At 73.3% G+C, this 25318-nt stretch carries 19 protein-coding genes and 1 pseudogene; 8 read left to right on the top strand and 12 right to left on the bottom strand.

From position 1 onward, the window contains the following. Nucleotides 1-715: 715 nt before the first annotated feature. Nucleotides 716-952 (top strand): annotated as a pseudogene (locus ACY8FT_RS09795) (HNH endonuclease signature motif containing protein); the annotation flags it as partial. A gap of 144 nt (nt 953-1096) precedes the next feature. Here the strand turns inward: ACY8FT_RS09795 and ACY8FT_RS09790 are convergent. The 10 genes from ACY8FT_RS09790 to ACY8FT_RS09745 all read right to left on the bottom strand — a co-directional run bounded on the left by ACY8FT_RS09790 (nt 1097) and on the right by ACY8FT_RS09745 (nt 17011). Further along, complete coding sequence (locus tag ACY8FT_RS09790) at nt 1097-4141, bottom strand: acyltransferase family protein (protein WP_462418712.1); 3045 nt, start codon at nt 4139-4141, stop codon at nt 1097-1099. Continuing rightward, complete coding sequence (locus ACY8FT_RS09785; protein WP_462418711.1) at nt 4138-6066, bottom strand: glycosyltransferase; 1929 nt, start codon at nt 6064-6066, stop codon at nt 4138-4140. Before ACY8FT_RS09785 ends, ACY8FT_RS09790 begins: the two co-directional genes overlap by 4 nt. After that, nucleotides 6063-8174, bottom strand: a complete 2112-nt coding sequence (locus ACY8FT_RS09780) for an acyltransferase family protein (RefSeq protein WP_462418710.1) — start codon at nt 8172-8174, stop codon at nt 6063-6065. The genes ACY8FT_RS09785 and ACY8FT_RS09780 overlap by 4 nt, the downstream gene beginning before the upstream one ends. A 97-nt stretch (nt 8175-8271) precedes the next feature. Then, entirely contained in the window at nt 8272-9171 is a 900-nt protein-coding gene (locus ACY8FT_RS09775) for a glycosyltransferase family 2 protein (protein WP_462418709.1), read from the bottom strand. Continuing rightward, a complete protein-coding gene (locus tag ACY8FT_RS09770) occupies nt 9168-10244 on the bottom strand; it encodes a glycosyltransferase (protein ID WP_462418708.1) in 1077 nt (358 codons plus the stop codon). Before ACY8FT_RS09770 ends, ACY8FT_RS09775 begins: the two co-directional genes overlap by 4 nt. Next, nucleotides 10241-11560, bottom strand: coding sequence for a glycosyltransferase (locus tag ACY8FT_RS09765; protein WP_462418707.1), 1320 nt, complete (start codon nt 11558-11560; stop codon nt 10241-10243). Before ACY8FT_RS09765 ends, ACY8FT_RS09770 begins: the two co-directional genes overlap by 4 nt. Then, a complete protein-coding gene (locus ACY8FT_RS09760; protein ID WP_462418706.1) occupies nt 11557-13632 on the bottom strand; it encodes a WcbI family polysaccharide biosynthesis putative acetyltransferase in 2076 nt (691 codons plus the stop codon). Before ACY8FT_RS09760 ends, ACY8FT_RS09765 begins: the two co-directional genes overlap by 4 nt. Continuing rightward, nucleotides 13629-14729 (bottom strand): hypothetical protein, encoded by a 1101-nt coding sequence (locus ACY8FT_RS09755; protein WP_462418705.1) that lies wholly within the window; start codon nt 14727-14729, stop codon nt 13629-13631. The genes ACY8FT_RS09760 and ACY8FT_RS09755 overlap by 4 nt, the downstream gene beginning before the upstream one ends. Then, nucleotides 14726-15811: a glycosyltransferase gene (locus ACY8FT_RS09750; protein ID WP_462418704.1), complete on the bottom strand. Its 1086-nt coding sequence runs from the start codon at nt 15809-15811 to the stop codon at nt 14726-14728. Before ACY8FT_RS09750 ends, ACY8FT_RS09755 begins: the two co-directional genes overlap by 4 nt. A gap of 120 nt (nt 15812-15931) precedes the next feature. Next, nucleotides 15932-17011, bottom strand: coding sequence for an inositol-3-phosphate synthase (locus tag ACY8FT_RS09745; protein WP_462418703.1), 1080 nt, complete (start codon nt 17009-17011; stop codon nt 15932-15934). 155 nt (nt 17012-17166) lie between these two features. Here ACY8FT_RS09745 and ACY8FT_RS09740 point away from each other — a divergent pair, with 155 nt between their 5' ends. The 7 genes from ACY8FT_RS09740 to ACY8FT_RS09710 all read left to right on the top strand — a co-directional run bounded on the left by ACY8FT_RS09740 (nt 17167) and on the right by ACY8FT_RS09710 (nt 23549). After that, the gene (locus ACY8FT_RS09740) at nt 17167-18501 is read left to right on the top strand and encodes a hypothetical protein (RefSeq protein ID WP_462418702.1); all 1335 of its coding nucleotides are present in this window, start codon (nt 17167-17169) and stop codon (nt 18499-18501) included. Nucleotides 18502-18681: 180 nt separating this feature from the next. Beyond that, a complete protein-coding gene (rpsF, locus tag ACY8FT_RS09735) occupies nt 18682-18969 on the top strand; it encodes a 30S ribosomal protein S6 (protein ID WP_462418701.1) in 288 nt (95 codons plus the stop codon). Nucleotides 18970-19069: 100 nt separating this feature from the next. Then, nucleotides 19070-19633: a single-stranded DNA-binding protein gene (locus tag ACY8FT_RS09730; RefSeq protein ID WP_462418700.1), complete on the top strand. Its 564-nt coding sequence runs from the start codon at nt 19070-19072 to the stop codon at nt 19631-19633. Between the two features lie 108 nt (nt 19634-19741). After that, on the top strand, nt 19742-19987 hold the full coding sequence (rpsR, locus tag ACY8FT_RS09725) for a 30S ribosomal protein S18 (RefSeq protein ID WP_462418699.1): 246 nt from the start codon (nt 19742-19744) through the stop codon (nt 19985-19987). 33 nt (nt 19988-20020) lie between these two features. After that, the gene (gene rplI, locus ACY8FT_RS09720) at nt 20021-20467 is read left to right on the top strand and encodes a 50S ribosomal protein L9 (protein WP_462418698.1); all 447 of its coding nucleotides are present in this window, start codon (nt 20021-20023) and stop codon (nt 20465-20467) included. A 110-nt stretch (nt 20468-20577) separates the two neighbouring features. After that, nucleotides 20578-22668 carry a cytochrome c oxidase assembly protein gene (locus tag ACY8FT_RS09715; protein WP_462418697.1) on the top strand — a complete coding sequence of 697 codons (2091 nt, stop codon included), beginning with the start codon at nt 20578-20580 and terminating at the stop codon, nt 22666-22668. Nucleotides 22669-22712: 44 nt separating this feature from the next. Further along, a complete protein-coding gene (locus tag ACY8FT_RS09710) occupies nt 22713-23549 on the top strand; it encodes a carbon-nitrogen family hydrolase (protein ID WP_462418696.1) in 837 nt (278 codons plus the stop codon). A 10-nt stretch (nt 23550-23559) separates the two neighbouring features. On the opposite strand, the gene ACY8FT_RS09705 is transcribed toward ACY8FT_RS09710, so the two are convergent. Continuing rightward, nucleotides 23560-24195, bottom strand: coding sequence for a hypothetical protein (locus ACY8FT_RS09705; RefSeq protein WP_462418695.1), 636 nt, complete (start codon nt 24193-24195; stop codon nt 23560-23562). Between the two features lie 152 nt (nt 24196-24347). Further along, a complete protein-coding gene (locus tag ACY8FT_RS09700; RefSeq protein ID WP_462418694.1) occupies nt 24348-25001 on the bottom strand; it encodes a hypothetical protein in 654 nt (217 codons plus the stop codon). Nucleotides 25002-25318: the final 317 nt, after the last annotated feature.

Genomic DNA, 25318 nt, shown 5'->3' with positions numbered 1-25318 from the left:
GTGGACACCTAGGTGGGGATCATGGGTGTTGTTCCACAGGTGGGTTGTTGGGGGTGGTGGTTCTGGTGGTCAGGGCGGCGCGCCGGTTGGGGCGCTGGCCGGCTCTGAGGGTGTTGCGGGTGCTGCGGGGGTGCCGGGGTCTGCGGGTGTGGCGGATGTGGCGGCGGCGACGGTGGATGAGTTCGTGAGCGCGACGGGGGAGTCGGTGAACCGGGCGCATGGGCTGGTGGGGATGGGACCGGGTCGTTGATGGTCACGGGTGAGGTCACGCGGGTGTCTGCGGCGTGGGGGCGGATCGGTGCGGTGGCGCGTCGGGTGAAGGCTGCCGGGGACCACCGGTCGTTGGCCCAGTTGGGGTCGGATGTGCACCTGGACCTGCTCCTGGTGGGCCAGTTCCCCGCGCCCCGCACCACCCCCACCGGTCGGGCCACGGTGGGGGTGGAGGCTCCCGCGGGGCGGGCCACGGGTGGGTGTCACGGATTCTGTGACATCGCATGGGGTGCCCGGGGGTTGCTCCGGTCAGGCGATCGACGGTGCGTCGTCGGGGGGCGGTGGCGCCGCCGGTGTGCACCAGTTGCGGGACGGTGGCGGCTGACTGGTTCCCGTTGCCGGTTCCTGGTGAGCCGGTGTTGCTACCGGCTAGGTGCACGGTGGTCGTCGGGTTGGACGCGTCCTCCTCGATCAGGACGGTGGCACTGACGGGTAGTCCCGGGGCGTGGACGGTCAGACCGGGGATCCTGGTGAGGGTTCGGTGTGGCGGCGGTTGGTGGCCGACCCGCTCACGGGGCATGCCGTGTCGGTGTCGCCGTACACGTATCGACCCAGTGCGTCGGTGGCCCGGTTCGTCCGCGCCGGGGACGGGATCGCCCGCGACCCCGGATCCAGCACACCGGCAGAGTCGTGCGAGATCGACCACGTCGTCCCGTTCGAGGCCGGTGGACGGGCGACCCCGGAGAACCTGCAGTGCCTCTCCCGACGGGGGCATGCCCGCAAGACCAAACGCCAGTGGCACGCGCGAGCCATCAACGGCGGTGAGAACGGTGGACCCGCTTGTGTGGCAGTGACCCAGCGCGGCCCCGTCAGCGGGCTCGCCGCATCAGGCCTTGCTGCTCCACTCGAGCGCCGCATCCAGGCGGTCTCCCAGCACCGGCTGCATGGTCGTCACCCAGGTGTTCGTCACGTGGCTGCCCTGGCGGTAGGTGAGCACACCGTCGTTGACGGCGCGGCAGGTGCCCTCGGGGCAGAGGTGGTCGTTCAGGTCGACGAGTGAGCCGTCGAGCTCCGCCATGACCTCCTCGAGCACAGGGGTACCCACGCCGGGCTTCTCTGGGAAGTCGCAGGTCGAGACGTGGGAGCGGTGCGCCGCCACGCACTCGTGGACCGTGCGGCCGGGCTGCGGGGTGTCGGCGAGGGCGACGATGGTCGTGCCCTGCTCGGCCAGTGGCTCCAGGTACTCCAGGTAGCCGTCCACCATGGCCTGGCGGGAGGTCTTGGTGCCGCCCTCCTCCACCAGCGCCTCGGAGCGCAGACCGGAGACCACCAACGCGTCCGGCGGGTCGTCCTGCAGAGAGGCCGCGACCTCGGCGCCCCACGTCGTGCAGTCCGTGTACGGCGTGCCGTCGGGGGCCTGGGTGGCGGCCGAGAACGCGCAGGCCGACTTGGTGTTGGACCGCACGCTGTACCCGTGGTCCTTCGCCCACGCGTCGATGCCGGGCAGCCACTGGAGGGCCTTGGAGTCGCCCACCACGGCCACCGTCCTCCGACCCTCCGGGTCGCCCAGCCGGCACTCGCGCGGCTCGGCGGACGTCAGGCCGACATGACAGCCGGCGACGCGCTGCGGGGGCACGTCCGTGGTGGCCTCCGACGGATCGGGGGTGATGCTCTTCGGGGCGTCCGGGTAGCCGGCGGGGTCGACCTCGGCCCCGCGCACCTCGTTGACGTCGCGAACGCCCTCGACCGGCTGGTCCTTCTCCTCGGCCCGGTCCTCGGCTGCGGCGCTGCCCCCGGACTGGTCCCGCTCGCCGCGCTCGATGGCCGCGTCGAGGCGGGCGTTGAGCACCGGCTGCAGGGAGTTGACCCAGGTGGTCGTCACGTGGCTGCCCTGCCGGTAGGTGAGCACCCCACCGTTCACGGCACGGCAGGAACCGTCCGGGCAGAGGTAGTCGTTGAAGTCGATGAGCGAGCCGTCCAGCTGCTCGACCGTCTCCTCGAGGGCCGGCGTGCCGACACCCTCACGGGCGGAGAAGTCGCACTTCGAGACGTTCTCCGGGTTCTCGGCCACGCACTCGTACACCTTGTTGCCGGGCTGCGGCGTGTCCGCGATGGCGACGATGGTGGTGCCCTTGTCGGCCAGCGGCTTCAGGTTCTCCAGGTACCCCTCGACCAGGGCCTCGCGGGTGGCCTCGGTGCCACCCTCCTTCACGAGGGCGTTCTTCCGCAGACCGGAGATGACCAGCACCTCGGGCGGGTCCTCCTGCAGTGACTTCGCGACCTGGTCGCCCCACTTCTGGCACTCGGGGTACGGCTTGTCGTCGTTCAGCTGCAGCGTGGCCGAGAAGCTGCACGCGGACTTGGTGTTGGAGCGGATCCGGTAGCCACGGTCCTTCGCCCACCGGTCCATCGCGGGGGCCCACTGGAAGGCCTTGGAGTCACCCACCAGGGCGATGTCCCGGTCGGCCTCGGTGTCACCCAGCAGGCACTCGTGCGGCGTGCTCGCGTCCTGCTCCACCTGGCAGCCGTCCTCGTACTGGGGCGGCACGTCCTCGGTGGCCTTGAGCGGGTCGGGGGTGATGGTGGGCGGGCTGTCGGGGAACTCGACCCCGTCCGTCGTGGCGGGCAGCACGTCGTTGACACCCCGGACGCCGTCACCGGCCCGTCCGGGCTCACCCTCCTGGGCGGGCATGAGCACCTCCGCACCGGCGGCGTCGTCGTCGGTCCCCTTGCCGGGCGTCACGGCCAGCAGGGTGCCGGCCACGAGGGCACCGGTCAGGGTGAGCGAGCCGCCCAGCAGCAGCGCGTTGCGGGTGCGCTTGAACGGCGGCGCGAAGCGGACCGGATTCTCGATGAGGCGGTTGCCGGCCCAGGCCAGTGGGAAGGCCAGCAGGACCGCCGCGACGGTGGCCCACAGCGGGGCCTTCTCCCCGTCGTAGATGCCCTGCTGCGTGAAGATCACCAGCGGCCAGTGCCACAGGTACAGCGAGTAGCTCAGCCCACCGACCCACAGCATCGGGGCCGACCCCAGCGCCTTGAGCAGCGGTCCCCCGGCGGTGTAGCCACCCACCAGGGCCAGGGCGGTGCCGACGGTCGGAACCAGGGCAGCGCTGCCCGGCCACGGGGTGGAGCTGCTGAACAGCAGGAAGGCGACCGCCAGCATCACCAGGCCGGCGGCGACGAGCAGCACGCTGACCCGGGGCGACAGCCGCGCCCACACGGTGGCACCGCAGGCGACGAGTCCGCCGATGGCGAGCTCCCACAGACGGGTGGTGGTGACGAAGTACGCCGTCGAGGGGCTGTCGACGGTGTGCACGATCGACCACACCAGCGACGGCACGGCGATGGCGAGCAGCCCGACGGTGGCCGTGGGCGCCAGCGGGGTGCGCGCCCTGGTGACCACCAGCCCGACGAGCAGCAGCACCAGCGGCCAGACGACGTAGAACTGCTCCTCCACGGCCAGCGACCAGAAGTGCTGCAGCGGAGAGGGTTCGGTGTCCTCGGCGAGGTAGTCGACCGACTGGTCGGCCAGCCGCCAGTTGATGAGGTAGACCGCCGAGTAGGCGATGTCCCACGCGACGTCCTTGAAGCGCGTCAGCGGGAGCAGCAGCCAGGTGCCGATGGCGGTGAACAGCAGCACCATGGTCGCGGCGGGGAGCAGGCGCTTGAAGCGGCGTCCGTAGAAGGCCGGCAGGTCGACCGTGCCGGTGCGCCCCACCTCCTTGAGCAGCTGCCCGGTGATGAGGAAGCCCGACAGCACGAAGAACACGTCCACACCGGCGAATCCACCGGTGATGACGGGCAGACCGGCGTGGTACGCCAGCACCGACAGCACGGCGATGGCCCGCAGTCCCTCGACGTCGGGTCGGAAGGACTTGGGCCGGTGGTGGCTGGCTCCGGGGGCGGGCGGGGCAGGGGGGACGGCACTCATCGGAGGGGATCCTCATGGTCCAGGGCCACGGCGGCAAGGCGGCGGCGTGTCTCGTCGGCAGGGAAGTGGTCACGCACACGCCGCTGTGTGGCGGCGGACTCGGCCTCCCAGGTGGCACGGTCGGAGTGAGCAAGAACACGCTCGACGGCCCCGTCGACGCCGTCGACCACCCAGTCGGTGGGCACCACGTCACGAGCACCGCCGCGACGGGCGAAGACGGGCCAGTCACGCACCACGGGCACGCACCCGGAGGCAGCGGCCTCGACGAGCCCGAGGTGGAAGGACTCGCGGCGGCTGGTGCTCAGCACGAAGCCGCAGCCCGACAGGTGGGCCGCGACGTCATCGGTCTGGGGGACGTACTCGATGGCGCCGCGCACGTCCTCTGCCGCCGCACGGGTGGCGAACTTCTGGGCGTAGTCGCCGGCCTCGCCGGCCTCGGAGACGTGCTCGCCGATGAGGCGCAGCCGCCACGCGGGGTCGTGCTCGCGCAGCCGGGCCAGCAGCTCCAGCGCACGGAGCGGGTCCTTGACGCGGCGCCCCCACTTCACCATCACCAGGCGACGGTGGGAGTCCTCGGTGGTCGGGACGGCGGTCCACCGGTCGTCGACCACGTGCCCGATGACGTGCACCGGGGGCAGGTCGGTCCGTGCCCCCAGCACACCGAGCGCGACACGGGCCACCGGCGCACCGACGGCCACGAGGGCGTCGACGGAGGCCCAGCGCACGAGGTGCAGCCACGGGTCGAGCGCGTCGAGGCTGTGCACGCGCAGCACGAGCCGCTGGTGCTCCCCGGCGAGGTGGCTGAGCCACACGGCCGGCAGGTCGGCCCACTCGGCCCACAGCACGTCTGCCCGGCGGATGCGGTCGACCACGTCCGCCGGCAGTCCGTGCTCCCCGTCCGTGACGAGCCGGCGCACGGCCTCCATGCTCTCGGCGCGCACCAGCCGGCTGGTGAGCTGCGGGGCGACCTCGGTGAGGTCGAGCAGGTCGACCGTGCACCCGGCGTCCTGCAGCGCCTGCACCACGGGCTGCTCGAAGCGCCCGTAGGTGCCCGGCAGCAGGAGCACGCGCGGCGACGTGCCGGCCGCGGGCCGGGGGGTGACCGCGGTGCGCCGGTGCTCGGTGGTCAGCTCCTTCCACCGCGCGGTGGAGCGGAGCGGGGAGAGCCAGGCGCCGGGGTTGTCCACCAGCGGGGAGCTCGTCGCGTCCGCGTGCAGCGAGCGGTGGAAGGTCAGCCCGACCAGCGCGGTGAAGTCGTCCCCGTCCAGGTCCGGTGCGGCCAGGGCCCGCAGCTGCCGCTGGAGCCGGCCGGTCCCACCGGTCCACTGCCCCTGCCGCAGCAGGGTCGTCGAGGCGTCGACCCGCTGCCGCGAGGTCACCGCATCGGGTACCTCGCGGGCCAGCTGGAGCACCTGCCGGGGGGACAGGTCACCGGCGGCCACGGCATCGGTGAGCAGCTCCCGGGTGGCCTCGCGGGCGGCGTCACCGGTGAGGACCTCGGCCTCGTCCAGGCGCACCCGGTGCGTGGTCCCGGGCCAGAGCACGAGCGCACCGCGGGCGAGCACCGGGAAGCGCGGGTCGCCCAGCAGGTCGTCGGTGAAGTCGGGCTCGGCGTCGGTGTGCAGGGAGTGCAGCAGGGCCCGGGCGTCGACCGCGGGCTCCGCGTGGGGGTGGACGACGCGGAGCCCACCCTCGCCGAGCTCCTGGACGCGAGCCGTCGCGTCGTCGTCGCCGGCGGCCTCCTCGAGGGTCCCCTCCCAGGCGTCCTCGGGGGTGACCAGCGTGATGCGGTGGCCCAGGCGCAGCAGGTGCTGGATCACCGGCAGCCCGGCGCGCACCTGCCCCCGGCTGGCGGCGCACCAGAGGATCCGCTGCTCCGTGTCGTGGGTGCTCGGCGCGGGGGCGGCGAGGGATGCAGGGCTCACGGGGAGGCCTCCAGGGCGTGCTCCAGGCGGGCGTCGAAGATCGGCCCGAGCGTCTTGGTGTACGTGTTGCTGATGTGGCTGCCCTGGCGGTGCGTCAGCACCCCGCCGATCACCGGGCGGCACACGTCCTCCGGGCAGATGAAGTCGTTCAGGTCCATGAACCGGGCACCGTCGACCTTCTCGGTCGCCTGCTCCAGCGCCTCGGTGCCGCGGCCCCCGTCGTCGGGGTACTCGCAGGCGGTCACGTCGCGCAGGTGCTCGGCGACGCACTCGTAGACGGGGCCGTCCACCGGACCGGCGGTGTCCGCGATGGCGACCACCGCGGTGCCCTTCTCGGTCAGTGGGGTCCAGTACTCCTCGTAGCCCTTGACCACCTTGGAGACGCCGGAGTCCCCGGCGCCGGCCACCAGCGAGCTCGTCAGGAGCACGTCCGGTCGGTCCTTGGTGATCTTCTGGTTCACCTTCTCGCCCCACTGGTGGCAGCCCTTCCAGCGCGCGTCGCTGGGGTCCATCAGCTGGCCGTTCCAGGAGCAGGCCGACTTGAGGTAGGTGGTCACCTCGTAGCCGTTCTCCTTCGCCCAGGCGTCCACCAGCGGGACCCACTGGTCGATCTTGGAGTCACCGGCCATGACGATCGTCCTGTCGGCACCCTTCTCACCGAAGGTGCAGGACTTCACGTCCGTGCCGTTCGTGCTGGTGACGCACCCCTGGTCGTAGGTGGGCGGGTAGTCCTCGGTGGCCTTCAGCGGGTCGGGCGCGATCGAGTCCGGCTGGGAGGGGATCGCCCCCTCGGAGACGACGGGCTCCACGTCGGCGGGCACCTTCTCGGGGTCCATCCCCTCCGGCAGCAGGGCCTCGGCCCCGACGCGCTCGGTGGCGGTCTCCGGGTTCGCGTCACCGACCTCCACCTTCGGGACCAGCTGCATGAGGACGACGGCCGCGACCGCACCGAGGGCGGTCAGGCTGCCACCCAGCATCAGGGCGTTGCGGGTGCGCTTGAAGGTGGGGGCGAAGCGGACCGGGTTCTCGATGAGGCGGTTGCCGATCCAGGCCAGCGGGAAGGCCGCCAGCACCGCGGCCACGGTGGCCCACAGCGGGGCCTCCTCGTCGAACACGCCCTGGTCGACGATGGTGACCAGCGGCCAGTGCCAGAGGTAGAGCGAGTAGCTCAGGGCGCCGACCCACAGCATCGGCGGCGAGCCGAGCACCTTCACCAGCGGGTCGCGGGCCGTCGCCCCGCCGACGAGGACGACCGCGGTGGCGACCGTGGGCAGCAGGGCCGCCACGCCCGGCCAGGGGGTGGACGAGGAGACCACGAAGAAGCTGGCGGTCAGCGCGATCAGTCCCACCAGCACGAGGGTCGAGCCGAGCCACCGGGGCAGCCGCGACCAGACGCTGACGCCGCAGGCGACGAGTCCGCCGATGGCGAGCTCCCAGAGGCGGGTGGTGGTGACGAAGTAGGCGGTCGCCGCGCTGTCGGCCGTGTGGATGACGGACCAGGCCAGGGAGGGCACGGCGATGGCGAGCAGCCCGAGGGTGGCCGTCGGCGCCAGCGGGGTGCGCATCCTGGTGACGATGACCCCGATGACCAGCAGCACCAGCGGCCAGACGACGTAGAACTGCTCCTCCACGGCCAGGGACCAGTAGTGCTGCACCGGGGAGGGCAGCGAGTCCTCGGCGAGGTAGTCCACCGACCGGTCGGCCAGTCGCCAGTTCACGACGTAGAGCGCCGAGGTGAGGATGTCCCAGGCGATCTCCCGGAAGCGGGTGACCGGCAGGAAGATCCAGGAGAGCGCCCCGGTGACGACCAGCACCATGGTGGCCGCGGGCAGCAGGCGCTTGAAGCGGCGCCCGTAGAAGGCCGGCAGGTCCACGGTGCCGGTGCGGGCGACCTCCTTGAGCAGCTGCGCGGTGATGAGGAAGCCCGAGAGCACGAAGAACACGTCGACGCCCGCGAAACCGCCGGTGATCAGCGGCAGCCCGGCGTGGTACGCCATCACCGACAGCACGGCGATGGCCCGCAGCCCCTCCACGTCCGGACGGAACGAGGACGGCCGACGACCGGTGTTGCGGGACGCCGGTCTCAGCTCCGGGGCGACGGTACTCACAGAGGGCTTCCCTTGGTGGGGGTACGGGATGGTGGGCGGCGCGGAGCGCCCTTGCAGAGGGCAACGATAACGCCGCTCCCGCCGGGGGCCGGGGAGCTCAGTCCCCCACCAGTTCCCAGTGCCCGGTCCCGGGGTCCCGGCGCACCAGGCCGCGCTCGGCGAACTGCTCGAGCCAGCCGGTCATCGGCCACCAGCCCCACCGGTCGGCGAAGACCCGGCCGTTGCGCACCACGTCGGCCACCTTGTCCCACGGCGGGGAGTGGCTCTCGTGCCACTGGTGGTGGGCCACGGCGCCGCCCAGCCAGAGCATCGTGCCGCCGGTGGCCCCCAGACGCTGGCCGAAGTCGGTGCCCCCCCCGCCGTAGCCGACGTAGGCCTCGTCGAAGCCGCCGACGGCGTGGTAGCCGGCCACCGTCATCGCGAAGTTGAGCGACCAGAAGCGCGTCAGGTCCGGCTCGGGCACCACCTCTCCCGGGGGCGGGACAGGGCGTCCGGGGGCGGAGTCGGACAGGTCGCGCAGGGCGGCCAGGTCGTCGACCGGGTAGACGGCCGGTGGTTCGGTGCGCCGCAGCCGGCCGGTGGGCCCGCACCACAGCCCCGGTCCGTCCGGCGGGTCCCCGGCCGCGAGGGTGCGCGCGTAGGTGCCCACGAGCCCCGGTTCGGCGATGCAGTCGACGTCCAGCAGCACCAGCACGTCGGCGCCGTGCCGCGCGGCCTCGTCGGCCGCGAGGTTCCTCGCCCGGGCCAGTGGCAGCCCATCGGCGCCGGCGCCCACCTCGGTGACGACCGTGGTGCAGCCGGGGACCGGGTGCTCGTCCACCAGCCCGCGGATGGCGGGGTCGTCCATCGCGACGACCACGTGCAGGTCGGGGACCACCGTGGACCGGGCGAGGGAACGCCGCTGGTTGGCCAGGTGGGCGTGGCGGCCGTGGACGAGCGTGAGGACGGCGGTGGTCACGTCGGTCCTCACGTCGGCGGTCGCGGTGGTGGTGCTCACGGGGTGCTCCGGTGTGGTCGGTGGTCGGCTCCGGTGGTGGCCACCCGGTCGACGGTGGCTGCGATCCCGGCGGCACCGGGTCCGAGCCAGCGGGACCAGCCGTCGCCCCCGAGGCGGCGGGCCTCCGCGACCAGACCCGGCCAGTCGGCGGCCCCGGGCCACCCGGTGGCCGTCGCAGCGAGGCCGAGCCGGGTGAGGGCGCGGGCGGTCGCCTCCTGCTCGTCGTGCGGCCGCGGCTGGGCCAGGACGACGGCCGGTGCGCCGGCGGTGGCGACGTCGGCGACCGCTCCCTGCCCCGCGTGTGTCACGACGAGCGCGGCCCGCTGCAGCAGGTCCCGCACCTCGTCGGCCGGCCGATCGCGGGCCAGCACCCACTCCAGGTCCGGGGCCGCGCGATGCAGCAGGTCCAGCTCACCGGCCCCGGGTGCATCGCTCCCGTGGCCCCAGAGCACGACGCCGAGGGGGTCGCGTCGGGGAGCGGTGGCGGGCGTGGGGTCTGGGGCGTCCGGGGTGGTCGGCGCCCCTCGCTCCCGCGGCGGGGCCGAGAGGCGCGAGACGCCTCCGACGCACCGGGTGCGGTCGGCGAGATCGCCGTGGGCCACCACGTGATCCGGGTGTGCTCCCGGCGGCCAGCAGGCCACCACCGCGCTGGCCAACCCGTAGCCCGCGCGGTGCGGGGCGTCGGTGCGGTCGCCCGGCATGGCGACGACGACCACCGGCACCCCGAGCAGCCGCACCAGGGCAGTGACCTCCACGGAGACGTCCACCACCACCGCGGCCGGGTGGTGGGCGGTCACCCACGCGGCGATCTGTCGCTGGCGCTCGCCGAACCCCGCAGCGTGCAGCGGCGCGTGGTGCAGCACGCCCCCGGCGGTCGCCTCGTGGTCGACGGCGTCCCCCAGCCCCTCGGTGTCGTCGGCGAGCTCCACCCAGTCGCCCACCCAGTCGGCCGGGCGGGGGCGGCTGGACAGGCCGACCACCTCCTGCCCCGTGAGGCGGCGGTACGCGGCGGCGACGGCGGTCGCCCGGGTCGCGTGACCGGCACCGACGTGGTGCACGTAGTACCCGATCATGTGAGGTCCTGTCGGGTGCGCTCGACCACCACGCCGGCGGGCACCTTGCGCAGGCGTGCCGCGGGTCCCTCGACGGCGACGGGGTGCCACCCCGTCGACCCGCCGGTCCCGGTGGCCAGCGCGCGGCGTGCCCGGGCGAGCTCGCGCGAGGTGGCGACCTGCACGGCCGTGGCGGACGCGGCGCCCGTGGTTCCGCTGGCCCCGGTCCCGCCGACTCGACCGGCCCCGGCCCCGTCGTCGCCACCCGCCAGGTCGCGGACGACCTCCTGCCATCCCCGCGGGGTGTCCACCGGGGCCGACGTGCGCACCCGCCAGCGGCAGCGCGCGAGCACCTCGCGGTCGGGGCTCCCGGCGTGCACCCGCGGATCGGCCGCCAGGGCGCGCTGGAGCTCGGCCGAGGCTGTGCCGCCCCACCAGATGCCGACGTCACCGTCACGCAGCCAGGACTCCACGGCCACCAGTGCCGCCCCCAGCGTCCAGCCGCTGGCATCAGCCTCCACCACCGTGTCGGGCAGGGCGTGCACGAGGCCGCGGCCCCGCACCAGGGGGTGCGTCAGGCGCGTGGCCAGGTGGGCGGTCTCCCGGTTCTTCACCGTCGCCAGGTCCTCCTGGCGCCCGCTGATCTCCGGGCCGTCGTGCCAGGCGACCGCATCGCGCCGGTGGAGCAGGTCCAGACCGCCGAGCCACGCGCGCTGCGCGAACTCCCAGTCCTCACCGCCGTAGCCGACGAAGGTCTCGTCGAACCCGCCGAGCTCGACGAAGGCCTGCCGCGGGAGCGCCATCACCGCCGAGATGACGAAGCGGAAGCTCGCGTCGTCGGCGGCACGGAGGTGGTCGGTGCCGGCGAGGCCGTCGGCCAGCCAGCCCGGCTCGGGCAGCGTGGCCGGGGCGGGGGCGTGGCCGGTGAGCCAGTCGGTGACGGCCGTGGGGGTCCAGCCGGTGACGTCGTGGTGCCGCCGACGGCCGACCACCAGCGTCGGCCAGTCGGCGGACGCGGCCTCGCCCATGACCGGCAGGCACTCGGGCTCGGGCAGCATGTCGCCGTCCAGGAAGACCAGCACCTCGCCCCGGGCGGCCGCTGCTCCCAGGTTGCGGGCGGCCGCGGCGCGGAAACCGTGACGCTCCTGGCGCACCACGCGCAGGTCGAGGGGATGGCGCGCCGGCAGGCTCGGCGGCGTGGCCGACCCGTCGTCGGCGACGACGACCTCCACCCGGTCGGCGGGCAGCCGCGTGTGCCGCAGGGCCTCCAGCAGCCGGGCCAGCCGCTCGGGAGACTCGAAGTGGGGCACCACCACCGAGATCCACGGTGCGTTCATCGCAGGCTCCTCAGCATCGTGGCGGCCCTGCGCCAGGACGGCCAGAGGTCCACCTCGTCGGCCGGTCGGGTCGCAGTGGGATCCGCCAGGGCGTCGACGAGGGCGCCGGTGAGCCCGGCGAGCTCCTCGTCGTGGTCCACCAGCACCATCGCCCCGGGCAGGCGGGCGGCCTGCTCCTGGGTGTAGGGGGACGCGGCCACCAGGGGTCGGCGGCCCGAGGCCAGCCAGGTGTTCACCGATCCCGACGCCGAGACGTGGCGGTGGTAGGCCACCGGGACGGTGACCTCGCGGCAGGCCGCGGTGAGCTCGGCGTCGTCGAGCCACCCGGTGGCGCGGAAGACGGTGCCCGCGGCCCGGGCGCGCTCCTCGAGCTGCTCGACCAGGTCCTCGTGCCCCGGGGCGGGGCGGCCCAGGTTGAGCACCCCGGTGGGGCGCCGGTCGGCCCCGGGCCCACCGGCCAGTCGCGGGTCGCGTGCCGCGGCGGCGGTGGCGTCGACGACCTCCTCGACCCCCTTGCCGGGGTAGAGGAAACCGAGGGTCGCCACCCAGCGTCCCGGGGGCAGGGCCGTCGGGGTCGGGTCGGCCTCCAGGGCCTCCGCAGCCTCCTCGTCGGTGGTGTCGCCGTCGGTGGCGCCCGCGCGGTCGGGTCGGGCTCGTTCGAGCGGCAGCGGCACCACACCGATGCGGTCGGCGTCCGTGCCGGTGGCGGCGGCCAGCAGGCCCCGCTCGTGTTCGCTGCTCACCACGACCCGGTCCGCGGCCGCGCACACCCGGGAGTAGGCCGCGCAGCGGGCGTCCTGCCCGGCGCCGTCGCTGTCCTGCGGCACGTCGTGCAGCACCACCTGGAGCGAGGCGGCTCTCTCGGTCAGGTGCGCCAGCTGCTCGGCGGCCTCGGCCGGGGTGGACCCCCAGGCGCGGTCGGTGAAGTGGGTGACCGCGGCGCGGTCGGTCAGGCGCTCGCGGAGGTCGGCGGCCGCCGCAGGGTCCTCGACGCGGAGCACCTCCTCCTCGGCTGCTTCGGCGATGCGCAGGGCGTGCAGCACCACCCCGTGACGGTCCGGGCCGACCACCAGGTGAAGCGGCTCCGGGGCCGCCGCGGCCGGCTCCCCGGCGCTGCCGCCCGGGCCGGTCCCGTGGCCCGTGCCCGTCCCGGCGCCACGTCGGGCGCCCACCACACCCGTGCGCCGCAGGTCGTCGGCCACCTTCTCCAGGGCGAACGCCAGGACCCGCGGGTTCTCCCGCAGCCAGCGGGCCTGCTCGGCCACCACGTGCTCGTCGGTGAGCGTCTTGTCGCCCACCCGCCAGTCCTCGCGTGGGGTGCCCTCCAGTCCCAGGGCCTCCAGCGTCTCCGCGGTCACCGGTGCGTAGATGGAGCGCAGCAGCTCCCGCCCGGGGTCGCCCACCTCGCCGGTTGCGCCGACCGCCTCGGTCACCCGCGCGGCCAGGCCCAGCAGCACCGGGTTGCCGGGGTGGTTGATGGTGTTCGTCGCCCGGGCACCGGCGGCCTGCTGCAGGTCGTGCACCGGCAGGGCACCGGCCAGCTCCTCGCGCCGGCGCTGCTCGGCCAGCGACTCGACCGCGATCTCCCGGATCACCCGGGCGGAGGGACGTGGGTCCGGCAGCCCCGCGGCCCGCGCGACGGCCCCCGTGTGGTGGTACGGCACCACGGGTGGGTCGGGGATGCCCGGCCCACGCACCAGCCGCTGCTGGGGGTGCAGTCCGCGGTACCGGATGATCGGCACCATCACGTGGACGGCGTCGCGGACCGCGCGGTCCACCACCTGCCGGGTGCCCAGCGGAAGGTCCCGGTAGTCGTCGCGCACCGGCTGGGTGACGATCGTGGTGGTCCTCGCCAGCAGCCGCTCCAGGTGGGGCAGGTCCTCCGCGGTCAGCTCGTGCACCGGGGGCAGCCGCACCCAGGTGCGCTCCGGGTCGGCGGCCTCCAGCAGCACCCGCAGCGACTCGGCCTGGCAGTTGCCGTGCACCATGCCGACCGGTCCGTCGGGCACGGGGGTCAGGCCGTAGAACTGGCCGTAGTGGCGACGGCGGCCGGCGTCCTCGGTGCTGCTCACGGTGCCTCCCGGTCGGAGCGGGCCTGCACGGCCCGCCGGTAGATCCGTGCGTGTGCACGTCGACTGTCGCAGACCTGCGCCTCCCGGTGGGCTGCCCAGCCCGCCGCGGCCCGCGCCGTGCGGCCGGCCCGTGCCTGCTCGACCGCGCCGGCAAGCGCGGCGCGCAGGGACTCCCGGTGCGGGCGGTCGCCCCGCCACCGGTAGAGGTGGTCTACCCCCTGCTCGGCGAGGTGTCCCAGCGCGGAGGCCACCGGCACCACCCCGAGGTCGTGGCACTGCTCCACCCAGCCGGAGTGCGTGCCCCAGCGGTGCGGCACGACCGACACGTCGAGGTGCTCCAGGTAGGCCGTGAACTCCGCGTCGTCCAGGGGCTCGATGACGCGGACCGTCACCCCCGCCGGCGGGTCCGCCACCCACCCGGCGACGTCCGGCGCGTGCCCCTCCCCGGGACGCACGACCTGTTCGTGGACCAGCACCTCGAGCCGACAGGTCCCCGCGCCCAGGTCCGCCGCGGCACCGGCGAGCTCCTCCAGCAGCGGCACGCGGCCCGCGTTGGCGCGCAAGGACTTCAGGTGGACGCCGACGGTCAGCGGTCCGTCCGGGCGCTCCGGGCGCGTGGCCGTCCGGATCCGCTCGGTCGGCTCCATCGGCGGGTGCGGCACCACGGTGCACCCGCGCCCGGTGGCCTCCCGCACCTCGGCGGCCGCTCCGGGTGTGAGCGTGAGCACGGCATCGGCCCCGTCGACCAGGTGGCGCAGCCGCTCCCGGTGCGGGCCCTGCTCCTGCACGTGCGGCAGCGCCAGGTCGTGGACCGTCACCACCAGGGCCGGCCCGAGGCGGTGCACCTGCTCCACCCAGTCGGCCACCTGCTGGGGCGAGAGGTGCTCGAACCCGAAGTGCACGTGCACGAGGTCCAGCTCCTCGTGGTGCGCCCGCAGCCAGGCGGGGTCGAGGGCCGGTGACGGCCACCACCGTCCCGGCGGCGCCCCCGGGACCGGAGGGTCCGGGAGCAGCACCACCCCGGGCGTGCCGCCGATGGCGTGCTGCACGTAGGGATGACCCGCGGGCACGCTGAGCACCCGCAGCGGGAGGCTCACTGCGCGGCCTCCACCGGCCCCGTCACCCGGAGCAGTCGGCGGTAGCGCGTCTCGTAGCCCGAGACCATGGCGTCGATCCCGAACCGGCGCAGCACCGTCCGACGGACCAAGGTCCGGTCGAGGCCGAGTGCCTCCCGGGTCGCGGACACCAAGCCGGTCTCCCAGTCCGTGGGCGGCAGCAGCCGACCGACCTCCGGGGAGACCACCTCGGGCAGCCCACCCCGGGTCAGGCCGATCACGGGGGTGCCGCAGGCGCCGGACTCGGCCGCGATGAGGCCGAAGGGCTCGTCCCACTGGGGGGTCACCAGGGTGGCGGCGCTGGAGCCGACCACCTCGGCAAGCTCGGACGTGCCCAGGTGGCCGAGGTACTCGATCCCGCCGCCCAGCATCGGGCGCAGGTGGTCGGCGAAGAAGGCCGCGTCGCTGCGCGGTCCCACGAGGCGCAGCGGCAGACCCAGCCGGCGGGCCATCGCGATGGCCACGTCCGGGCCCTTCTCCGGCACCAGTCGCCCGAACCACACGAGGGCGTCACCACCGGGGCCGGCGGGCCACTCCCTGCCGTCCACGCCGTTGTGCACCACCGAGGCGTCCACGACCCGCCGCCACTGGTGGGCCGTGAAGGCGCTGACGGCGTTCACGCTCCCGGGGGCCGGCGGGAAGCGCCGCAGAGCGTGCATCATCGGCAGCAGCGGCGGGGTGTGCAGGGAGGTGGTGACCGGCAGCCCCAGGTCCCGCTCGAGCAGGGTGGGGTTCAGGCTGTTGTTGTGCACGAGGTCCAGCCCCGCGACCGGGAGGTGGTCCGCCAGCCGGTGGTGGGCCCGGTTCACGTCCTCGCGGGTGTCGTCCCACGGTGCGTCGGGGTCCACCCGCACCCCGAGGTCCTCCGGGGAGATCACCGTCACCCCCGGCCCGCAGTCGGAGCCGGCGGCGGCGAACAGGCTCACCTCGTGACCCCGCGCGACGAGCCCGCGCGCCAGCTGCCAGGTGACGGCCTCGAGCCCACCGGCGAAGGGCAGGCTGATGGGGGAGCGGCAGTGTCCCGCGAGGAGGACACGCAGGGGAGGGGCGGGCGCGTCGACCATGGGGCTCCAGGCTGCAGAGAGGGGGTGGGGGGGTCCCAGTCTGGAGCCCCCCACCCCCCTCGGCAACCCGAGGGGACGGGCCGTGGGCCCGTCCCCTCTCAACCGATCACGGTGCGGTGATCAGCTGTCGACCTCGCCGCGGATGAACTTCTCCAGCTCCGCGCGGCCCAGGTCGTCCGGGCGCTGCTCCGGCGGGGACTTCATGAGGTAGGCGCTCGCGGACAGGATCGGGCCGCCCAGGCCGCGGTCCTTGGCGATCTTCGCGGCGCGGATGGCGTCGATGATGATGCCGGCGGAGTTCGGGGAGTCCCAGACCTCCAGCTTGTACTCCAGGTTCAGCGGGGCGTCGCCGAAGGCGCGGCCCTCCAGGCGCACGTAGGCCCACTTGCGGTCATCGAGCCACTGCACGTAGTCCGACGGGCCGATGTGGACGTCGCGGTCCTCGAAGCGCCGGGTCACGTTGGAGGTGACGGCCTGCGTCTTGGAGATCTTCTTGGACTCCAGGCGCTCGCGCTCGAGCATGTTCTTGAAGTCCATGTTGCCGCCGACGTTCAGCTGGAAGGTGCGGTCCAGCTGGACCCCGCGCTCCTCGAACAGCCGCGCCATGACGCGGTGGGTGATGGTCGCGCCCACCTGGGACTTGATGTCGTCACCGACGATCGGCACGCCGGCGTCGCGGAACTTCTGCGCCCACTCGGGGTCGCTGGCGATGAAGACCGGCAGCGCGTTGACGAAGGCCACGCCCGCGTCGATCGCGCACTGGGCGTAGAACTTGTCGGCCTCCTCCGAGCCCACTGGCAGGTAGGAGACGAGCACGTCCACCTCGGCGTCCTTGAGCGCCTGGACGACGTCGACCGGCTCGGCCGAGGACTCCTCGACCGTCTCGCGGTAGTAGCGGCCCAGACCGTCCAGGGTGGGGCCGCGCTGCACCTCGACCCCGAGCTCCGGGAGGTCGGTGATGCGGATGGTGTTGTTCTGGCTGGAGCGCGTCGCGGTGGAGAGGTCCTTGCCCACCTTGTCGGCGTCCACGTCGAACGCGGCCACGAACTCCACGTCCCCGACGTGGTAGCCGCCGAAGTCGACGTGCATCAGACCCGGGACGGTGCTGTCGGCGGGGGTGTTGCGGTAGTACTCGACGCCCTCGACCAGCGAGGTGGCGCAGTTTCCGACGCCAGCGATGGCGACACGCACAGTGGACATTTCTCTCCCTTTGTTGCTTCCTGGCGTGACCAACGTCCGCAACCCGGCAGGATGTTCCACGCAGGCCAGATTCTAGGCCGGACGCGCGTGCGGTGCGTGCGTCGGCCCCGGCGGCCGCCATGATGGGGGCTCGACGACCGGACGGGGAGAAGGCTGTGGAGCGGATCAGGCGCATCGAGGGCGCCCGTGGACTGGAGGCGGTGCGTGCCGCCGTGCGGCAGGCGCGACGGGAGCCGCGTCCCGACCCGGTCCCCCGCCTCGCCATGGGGGCCGTCGGGGGTCCGACGGGCCGCCACGCCGTGCCGCCCGCCCACGGGCGCTGGTTCCCGGCCGCGGTGCTCGTGGCCCTCAGCGCGCTGCCGCTGCTGCTGGCGGTGCTGCAGAAGAACAACTGCGTCTCCGAGGGCTGGCGGAGCCCGCAGCTCATCTGGCGCATGTGCTACTCCGACCCCGTCGTCCGCTGGGGCAGCTCGGGCTTCCGGGCCGGGGTGGAGCCCTGGTCGACCGCCCACCCCGGCATGGAGCACGTCGCGCCGCTGCGGGCGGCCCTGCTCTGGCTGGTGGGTCTGCCGGCGGGCCTGTTCCCCGAGGCCCACGGGCAGCAGGCCTACTTCGCCCTCTGGGGGGTGGTGCTCACGCTGGCGCTCGCGGCGCTGGTGCTCGCGGTCGTGGACTGGGCACACGCCGACGGGTCGGACCCGTGGGTGGCGGCGCACGTCGCCCTCTCGCCCCTGCTCGTGCCGCTGCTGCTCGTCTCCGAGATCGGGCTCTGGCTGGCGCTCGCGGTCTGGGGGGCGGTGCTCTGGCGGCGGGGGCGTCCCGCCTCGGCCGCCGTGGCGGGAGGTCTGTGGGCACTGGCGGTGCTGGGTATGCCGGTGCTCGTCGTCGTGCCGCTGGTGTCCGTGGCCGCACGGCCCGGTCCGCTGCGCTGGGGCTGGGTGCCGGCCGCGGGCGTGCTGGCGCTGGTCTGCGTGCCGTGGGTGGTGTGGGACGCCGAGAGCCTCTCAGGCATGGCCTTCTGGACCGCCGAGGCCGGCAACGGGGGTGTCTGGAGCATGGTGCGCGGGCTCGGCTCCGGCATCGCGCAGTGGGCGGTCACCGCGTTCTCCGTGGGCGGTCTGGTCCTGGGCGCCGTGGTCGGCGGGCTGCTCGCCCGGCAGGCGGCCAACGGGCGGGAGCTCGGGGCCGCGCTCGGGGTGGGCGTGCTGCTGGCGGTGGTGCTGCAGGCCGAGGTGCCGGCGCAGGCCGGGCTGCTGGCGCTGCCCTTCCTGGCCCTGGCCGGCCTCGGGTGGCGCACCCACCTGGCGTGGGCGGTCAGCGAGGGGCTGCACTTCGTCTTCGTGTGGATGTACCTGGGGCGTGCGTCGAACGACCGCGTGGGCATGCCGGAGGACGGGTACGCGGCGGTCGTGGCCCTCCGGCTCGCGGTGTGGGTGGTGCTGCTGGCGGTGCTCGTGCTGCGTTCGTCCCGGGGTGCCCGGCTCCGGTAGACTCCACAAGTTGTCGTGCACCGTGAACCCGGTGTCATCCCGTCCACAGTGCCCCTCGCGGGAGCGGTGGGGGAGGACCGGGTGGGCGCCACCATGGCGTGCGTGGGGCGCGACGACCGATGTGACCCTCCTGCCACGGAAGGACCGTGGCCGCTGAGACCGAAGGAGGTGGGTTCACGCATGCGTCAGTACGAGCTGATGATGATCATCGACCCCGAGACCGACGAGCGCACCCTGCCCGCGATGGTGGAGAAGCTCCTCGCCGTCGTGAAGGCCGAGGGTGGCTCCATCGACGAGACGGACATCTGGGGCCGTCGTCGCCTGGCCTACGACATCAAGAAGAAGTCCGAGGGCCTGTACGTGGTGAGCACCCTGACCATGGGGACCGACACCGCGAAGGAGCTCGACCGTCAGCTGGGGCTCAACGAGTCCGTGCTGCGGTTCAAGATCCAGCGTCCGACTGCCTGAGGCGGCGGTCCGCCCGGACCGCGACCCCAGACGTCACGACTGAAGATCACCTGCACCCCCTGCACCGACACGATCACCTGCTGCGAGAAGGAGGCCGGTCATGGCCGGCGACACCGTCATCACCATCATCGGAAACCTCACCGCCGACCCCGAGCTGCGTTTCACGCCGAACGGGGCCGCGGTGGCGAACCTGACCATCGCCTCCACCCCCCGCCAGTTCGACCGTCAGGCGAACGAGTGGAAGGACGGCGAGACGCTGTTCATGCGCTGCTCCATCTGGCGTGACGCGGCGGAGAACGTGGCCGAGTCGCTGAAGAAGGGCCAGCGCGTCATCGCGCAGGGTCGCCTGAAGCAGCGCTCGTTCGAGCAGGACGGCCAGCGCCGCACCGTGGTCGAGATGGACCTCGACGAGATCGGTCCCTCGCTGCGGTACGCGACGGCGACCGCCACCAAGACCCAGCGCTCCGGTGGGGTCGGCGGCTTCGGGGGCAACCCCGGCGCCCCGCAGAACCAGGGCCAGGGTGGCGGTGGCTGGGGCGCCCCCCAGGGTGGCGGCCAGCAGCAGCCGGCCAGCGACCCCTGGGCCACCGGGGGCAACTCCGGCGGCGGCCAGCCGCAGGGCTCCTGGGACTCGGCGCCGAACTACGACGAGCCCCCGTTCTGATCGTCAGTCGCACCCATCCCGAGCCGCTGACCGCGAACCGGTCGAGCACTCGGGCTCTCAATCACCGGTGACCCGAGGTCACCACACCTTTCGAAGGAGAGCACCACGATGGCCAAGTCCGTTGTGCGCAACCCCAAGCCCATCAAGAAGAAGGCGAACCCGCTCAAGGCGGCCAAGGTCGAGAAGATCGACTACAAGGACACCGCCCTGCTGCGCAAGTTCATCTCCGACCGCGGCAAGATCCGCGCGCGTCGCGTCACCGGCGTCTCCGTGCAGGAGCAGCGCCGCATCGCGAAGGCCGTGAAGAACGCCCGCGAGATGGCCCTGCTGCCCTACTCGAGCTCCGCTCGCTGAGCGCAGTCGTAGAGAGATCGAGGAGGAGAAGCCATGAAGATCATCCTGACCCACGAGGTGAGCAACCTCGGTGAGCCCGGCGACGTCGTCGAGGTGCGGGACGGTTACGCCCGCAACTACCTGCTGCCCCGCAACCTGGCCACCCCGTGGACCAAGGGCGGCGAGAAGCAGGTCGAGGCGATCCGCACGGCCCGCGAGGCCCGTGCGGTGAAGTCGCTGGAGGAGGCCGAGGCCCAGAAGGCGCAGCTCGAGGGCCGCGCGGTGAAGATCAAGGGCAAGACCACCGCCAACGGCCGTCTGTTCGGTGCCGTGACCACCGCCGAGATCGCCGAGGCCATCGTGGCCGCCGGCGGTCCGCAGGTGGACAAGCGCCGCATCGAGACCGCCGGGACCGTCAAGTCCCTGGGCGACCACACGGCCACCGTGCGCCTGCACCCCGAGGTGCTGGCCAGCGTCAAGCTGCAGGTCGTCGAGAACTGATCGGCCGGTGACCCGCGCGTCACGGACGCCGGGACCTGACGACGGGCCCGTTCCCTCCCGAGGGGGGCGGGCCCGTCCGTCGTGTCGGGCGCACAAACTACGCTGTGTCGGTGACCACCTCGCCCAGCCAGCAGCGCACCACCACGCCCCCCGCCACCAGCCCGGACGACACGGGACGCTCCGGTGGGACGTGGGTCCTCGTGCTGGGGCTGGTGCTCGTCGTGGCCGCGACGGCCACCCTGGCCTCGTACCTCAGCGGCGCCACCCGGCAGCTGCTGCTCGTCGACGCCGGGGCCGCCGTCCGCTGGGCGCTCCCCGTCGTCCGCGGGGTGCTCGTCGCGAGCATGGCCGTCACCGTCGGGGCCCTGGGGGTCGCCTCGTTCATCGTGCCCGAGCGCCGGTCCACCCAGCGGCTCGACCGGCTGCGCCACGTGGCGGTCGGCGGTGCCGTCCTGTGGGCGGTCGCGGGGTGGGTGCTGTCCGTCCTCACCTTCTCCGAGGTGGTGGGCACCGCCGTCGGGGCCGGGGACTTCTGGACGCAGTTCTTCACCTTCTGGTGGGACCTGGGGCTCCTGATCCAGATCCAGCTCACCGCCGTGCTGGCCATGGTCGTGGCCGTGGTCGCGGGCCTGAGCGTGCAGCGGCGGAGCCTGCACTGGGCCTTCTGGCTGGCCATCATCGCCACCCTGCCGCTGGCCTTCACTGGCCACTCCGGCGGCTCCCTCGACCACGACGCGGCCGTCAACGGCTACGGCGCCCACCTCATCGCGGTGAGCGTCTGGGTCGGTGGGCTGCTGGGCCTGGCCCTGCTGTGGAACGACCTCGGCCGGGACCGGGCGGTCGCGGTCCGGCGCTACTCGACCGTCGCGCTCATCGCCTTCGTCTTCACCGGGGCCAGCGGTGTGCTCAACGCGAGCATCCGCGTCACGCCCGGTGACCTGCTGACCACCTCCTACGGTCAGTTGCTGCTGGCCAAGGTGGCCCTGCTCGTGGTGCTCGGTGGCTTCGGCTGGGCACAGCGTCGCGTCGTCATCCGTGGCCTCGAGGCGGGGGGCGACACCCGGCCGGACCCGGCCGCGGAGCCGGCATCCGCCGAGGCGCCGGAGCGCCGTGCAGGCTCGCTGTTCGCACGCCTGGCCGGCATCGAGCTGCTCGTCATGGCGGTGGCCGCGGGCCTCGGCTCGGCCCTGGCCCGGACGCCCACGCCGGTCCCGGAGCTCACCGGCGACGCGCTCGGGGACCCGGCCGTCGGCCTGACCGGCTACCCGACGCCGCCGCCGCTCACCCCGTCCAGCTGGTACACCGAGTGGCAGGTCGAGTGGCTGTTCACCACCCTCGCCGTGGTGGCGATGGGGCTCTACGTCTGGGGCGTCATCCGGCTCGTGCGCCGCGGTGACTCCTGGCCCTGGTACCGGCTGCCCATGTGGATCCTGGGCTGGCTGCTCTTCCTGTACGTCGTGGACGGCGCCCCCACGGTCTACGGCCGGGTGATGTTCTCCATCCACATGGTCATGCACATGACGCTCATGATGGCCATCCCGATCCTGCTCGTCCCCGCGGCGCCGGTCACGCTGGCGATGCGCAACCTGCCGGCGCGCAAGGACCGCACCATCGGGCCCCGCGAGTGGCTGCTCGGCATCGTCCACTCGGGTTACGCGCAGTTCATCGGGCACCCGGTGGTGGCCGGGGTGCTCTTCTTCGTCTCGCTGGTGGCGTTCTACTGGTCGCCGGCCCTGGAGATCGCGCTCACCACCCACGGCGGCCACGTCGCGATGGTGGCGCACTTCCTGCTGGTGGGCTACCTGTTCGTGTGGACGCTCGCCGGTCCCGACCCGGGTGGGGTGAAGTGGCCGGCGCCCATGCGACTGGTCGTCCTGTTCGCCACGCTGGCCGGGCACGCCTTCTTCGGCGTCGCGATGATGATGGGCACCTACCTGCTGGCGCCCGACTTCTTCCGGGCGCTCGACCTGCCGTGGGTCGGCTCCCTCATCGAGGACCAGCAGCTGGGCGGTGGCATCGCCTGGGGCATCGGTGAGCTGCCGACGACCCTGCTGGCGATCATGGTGGCCATGGAGTGGGCCCGCAGCGACGAGCGCGAGAGCCGTCGCTACGACCGCAAGGCCCGTCGGGACGAGGACGCCGAGCTGCGTGCCTACAACGAGCGGCTGGCCCGCATGGGCGGTGGTGGCCCCCGACCCTGAGCCGTCTGGCCGGCGGGTTGGGGCCGGGCGATAGCGTCTGGTGGATGAGTGAGTTCTCCGTCAGCGTGATCCAGGTGTCCTACGGCGACGACGAGTCGATGCAGGAGCGGATCAGGCGCGTCGCCGCGCTGGTCCGTGCCGAGGCCGGGCAGGACCTGGTCGTGCTGCCCGAGCTCTGGCCGGTCGGCGGGTTCGACGTCAGGCACTGGGAGGAGCGTGCCCAGGAGATCCCGGCGCCCGGTGCGGTCGAGCAGAGCGGCTCACCCGATCGCGCGGTCGTCGAGCAGCTCTCGGCCGCGGCGAGGGACGCCGGTGTCACCCTGCACGGCGGCTCCACCGTCGAGGGCAGCGCGGAGGCCGGACCCGAGGGCAAGCACCTGTGGAACAGCTCCATGCTGTTCGCCCCGGACGGCTCGCTGGTGGCCACCTACCGCAAGGTGCACCGCTTCGGCTTCAGCTCCGGGGAGGCCCGCACGATCGAGGCCGGGGCGGACGTCGTCACGGCGCCCCTGGGCCCGTTCACCGCCCACCTGGCCACGTGCTTCGACCTGCGCTTCCCCGAGTTCTTCCGGGCCGGCCTCGACGCCGGGGCGGACCTGCTGGTCATCCCCGCGGCCTGGCCCATGCCGCGCCGGGAGCACTGGCGGACGCTGCTGCGGGCCCGCGCCATCGAGAACCAGATGCCGGTGATCGCCTGCAACACCGCCGGCACCCACGCCGGGGACCACGAGATGGGCGGGGCGAGCGCCGTCATCGACGCGGCGGGGACCGTGCTGGTCGAGGCCGGATCGGGGCAGGAGGTGCTGCGGGTCACCCTCGACCCGGAGCACACGGCGGCCCAGCGGGAGAACTTCCCGGTGCTGGACGCCCGCCGGCTCTGAGCCGCCCTGCTCAGTCCTCGATCTTCTCGACCTGCTCGGTGACCGCCTCGGCGAGGTCGTCCTCGGAGACGCCGGAACCCACGGCGTAGACGACGTTGTCCCCGGCGGTCCGGCCGCCCATCCAGGTCTTCTGCTCCTGGCCGTCGGCGCCGGTGGTGACCCGCACACCCCGCACGTCGTCGCTCTCGAACCCCTCGAAGGAGGTCGTGACCTCCATGCCGCCGGCGTCGGAGGTCACCTCGCCGCAGGCGTCCAGGTCGGCGGTGAGGTCGATGAGCTTCTCCGGGTCCTTCTCGGCGCCCGAGACCTGCAGGTCGATGCTCTTGTCCTGGTCCTTCTCGTAGCGGGCCGACGCGGAGCTGGACAGCAGCTCCTCGTGCTTGGCGGAGCCGAACTCCTCGAGCGCCTTGCGGCAGTCCTCGTCGACGTCCGGCAGGGTGCTGGGGTCGAACTCGGCCTGCTCCTGGACGCCGGTGGTGACCTCTCCCCGCTCGTACCCGTCGAGCGGGAACTCGTCGTCGGTCAGCAGGGCCTCCTTGGCCCCGTCGTCGTCCAGGGCCTCGGGGCCGCCACCGCAGGCGGACAAGGTGGTCAGGGACAGCAGGGCGGCCAGCACGGTGACGGTGCCGCGGCGAAGGGTGGTCATGGGGCCGAGTGTGGCAGACCCGCCGAGGGCGCGGTGAGCCGCTCCCTCTCGCCTGAGGACACGGACCGGCCCCGTCCGCGACGTGCTGTCGTGGACGGGGCCGGTCGTGGGCCGTCGCCGAACCGCCGTGCGGCTCGGCGCGGGGCCTCAGGTCACTTGTCCTCGATGGCCTTGGCCTGCTCGTCGGCGACCTTGAGCACGTCGTCCTTGCTCACCTGGTTGCCGATGACACCGACGAAGTTCTCACCCACGAGGCGGCCGCCCATGGTGACCTCCATCTTCTGGCCCATGGCGTCCATGGTGATGAGGGTGCCGCGGTAGTCGTCCTCGTCGATCTCGTCGAACTTCACCTTCATCGACATGCCGCCCTCGCTCACCTCCATGTCGTCGCACTCCTTGCCGAGCAGGGACAGGCTGTCGAGCATCTTGTCCCCGTCCTCCTTCACGCCACCGGCGGCCACGACCACGCTCTTGTCGCTGTTGGTGTACTCCACCGAGGCGCCCTCGTCCATGTGGTCGGACGGCTTGTAGTCACCCATCTCGTCGAGTGCCTTCTCGCACTCCTTGCTGAGCTCGCCGAACTGCTCCAGGCCCTGCTTCATCTGCGAGGGGTCGAGGTTCTCGTCCTTCGCCTGGCCGTCGGTGACCTCACCGCGCTTGAAGCCGTCCAGCGGGAAGTCGTCCTCGGAGAGCAGCACCTCCTTGGCCTCGTCGTTGCTCAGGGGCTCGGCGCCCCCGCAGGCGGACAGGCTGCCGGCGGCCAGCAGGCCGGTGGTCATGAGTGCGAGAACACGAGTCGTGCGCATGGGAGTCTCCATTCGTGAGTGCGATGAGCGTCACGCTATGGGGCAGGCCGTCGGCCCCGGCTCACTCTCTGGGTGGATCTCCCGGAGGTGTGCCAGACGGTGGCCGGAAGTCGTCGGTGGAGTGGACCTCCATCTCAGCCCGCGGGCGGACGGACCGGTTCTGCACGGCGCAGCCCCGGGGCGCACCGTACAGAACCGGCCCGGGATAGGGCCTCAGGGACAGACACCGGTGGTCAGGGACGTGCCTCGGTGGCCCCGGGAAATGCCCTAGTGGTCCGGGATGTGCCCCGGCGGCCGGGACGTGCCCCGGGCGCCTG

This window comes from Kytococcus sp. Marseille-QA3725, assembly GCF_054950055.1.
The sequence above is the reverse complement of the archived record's forward strand: the minus strand, read 5'-3'. Positions and strand labels throughout refer to the sequence as shown.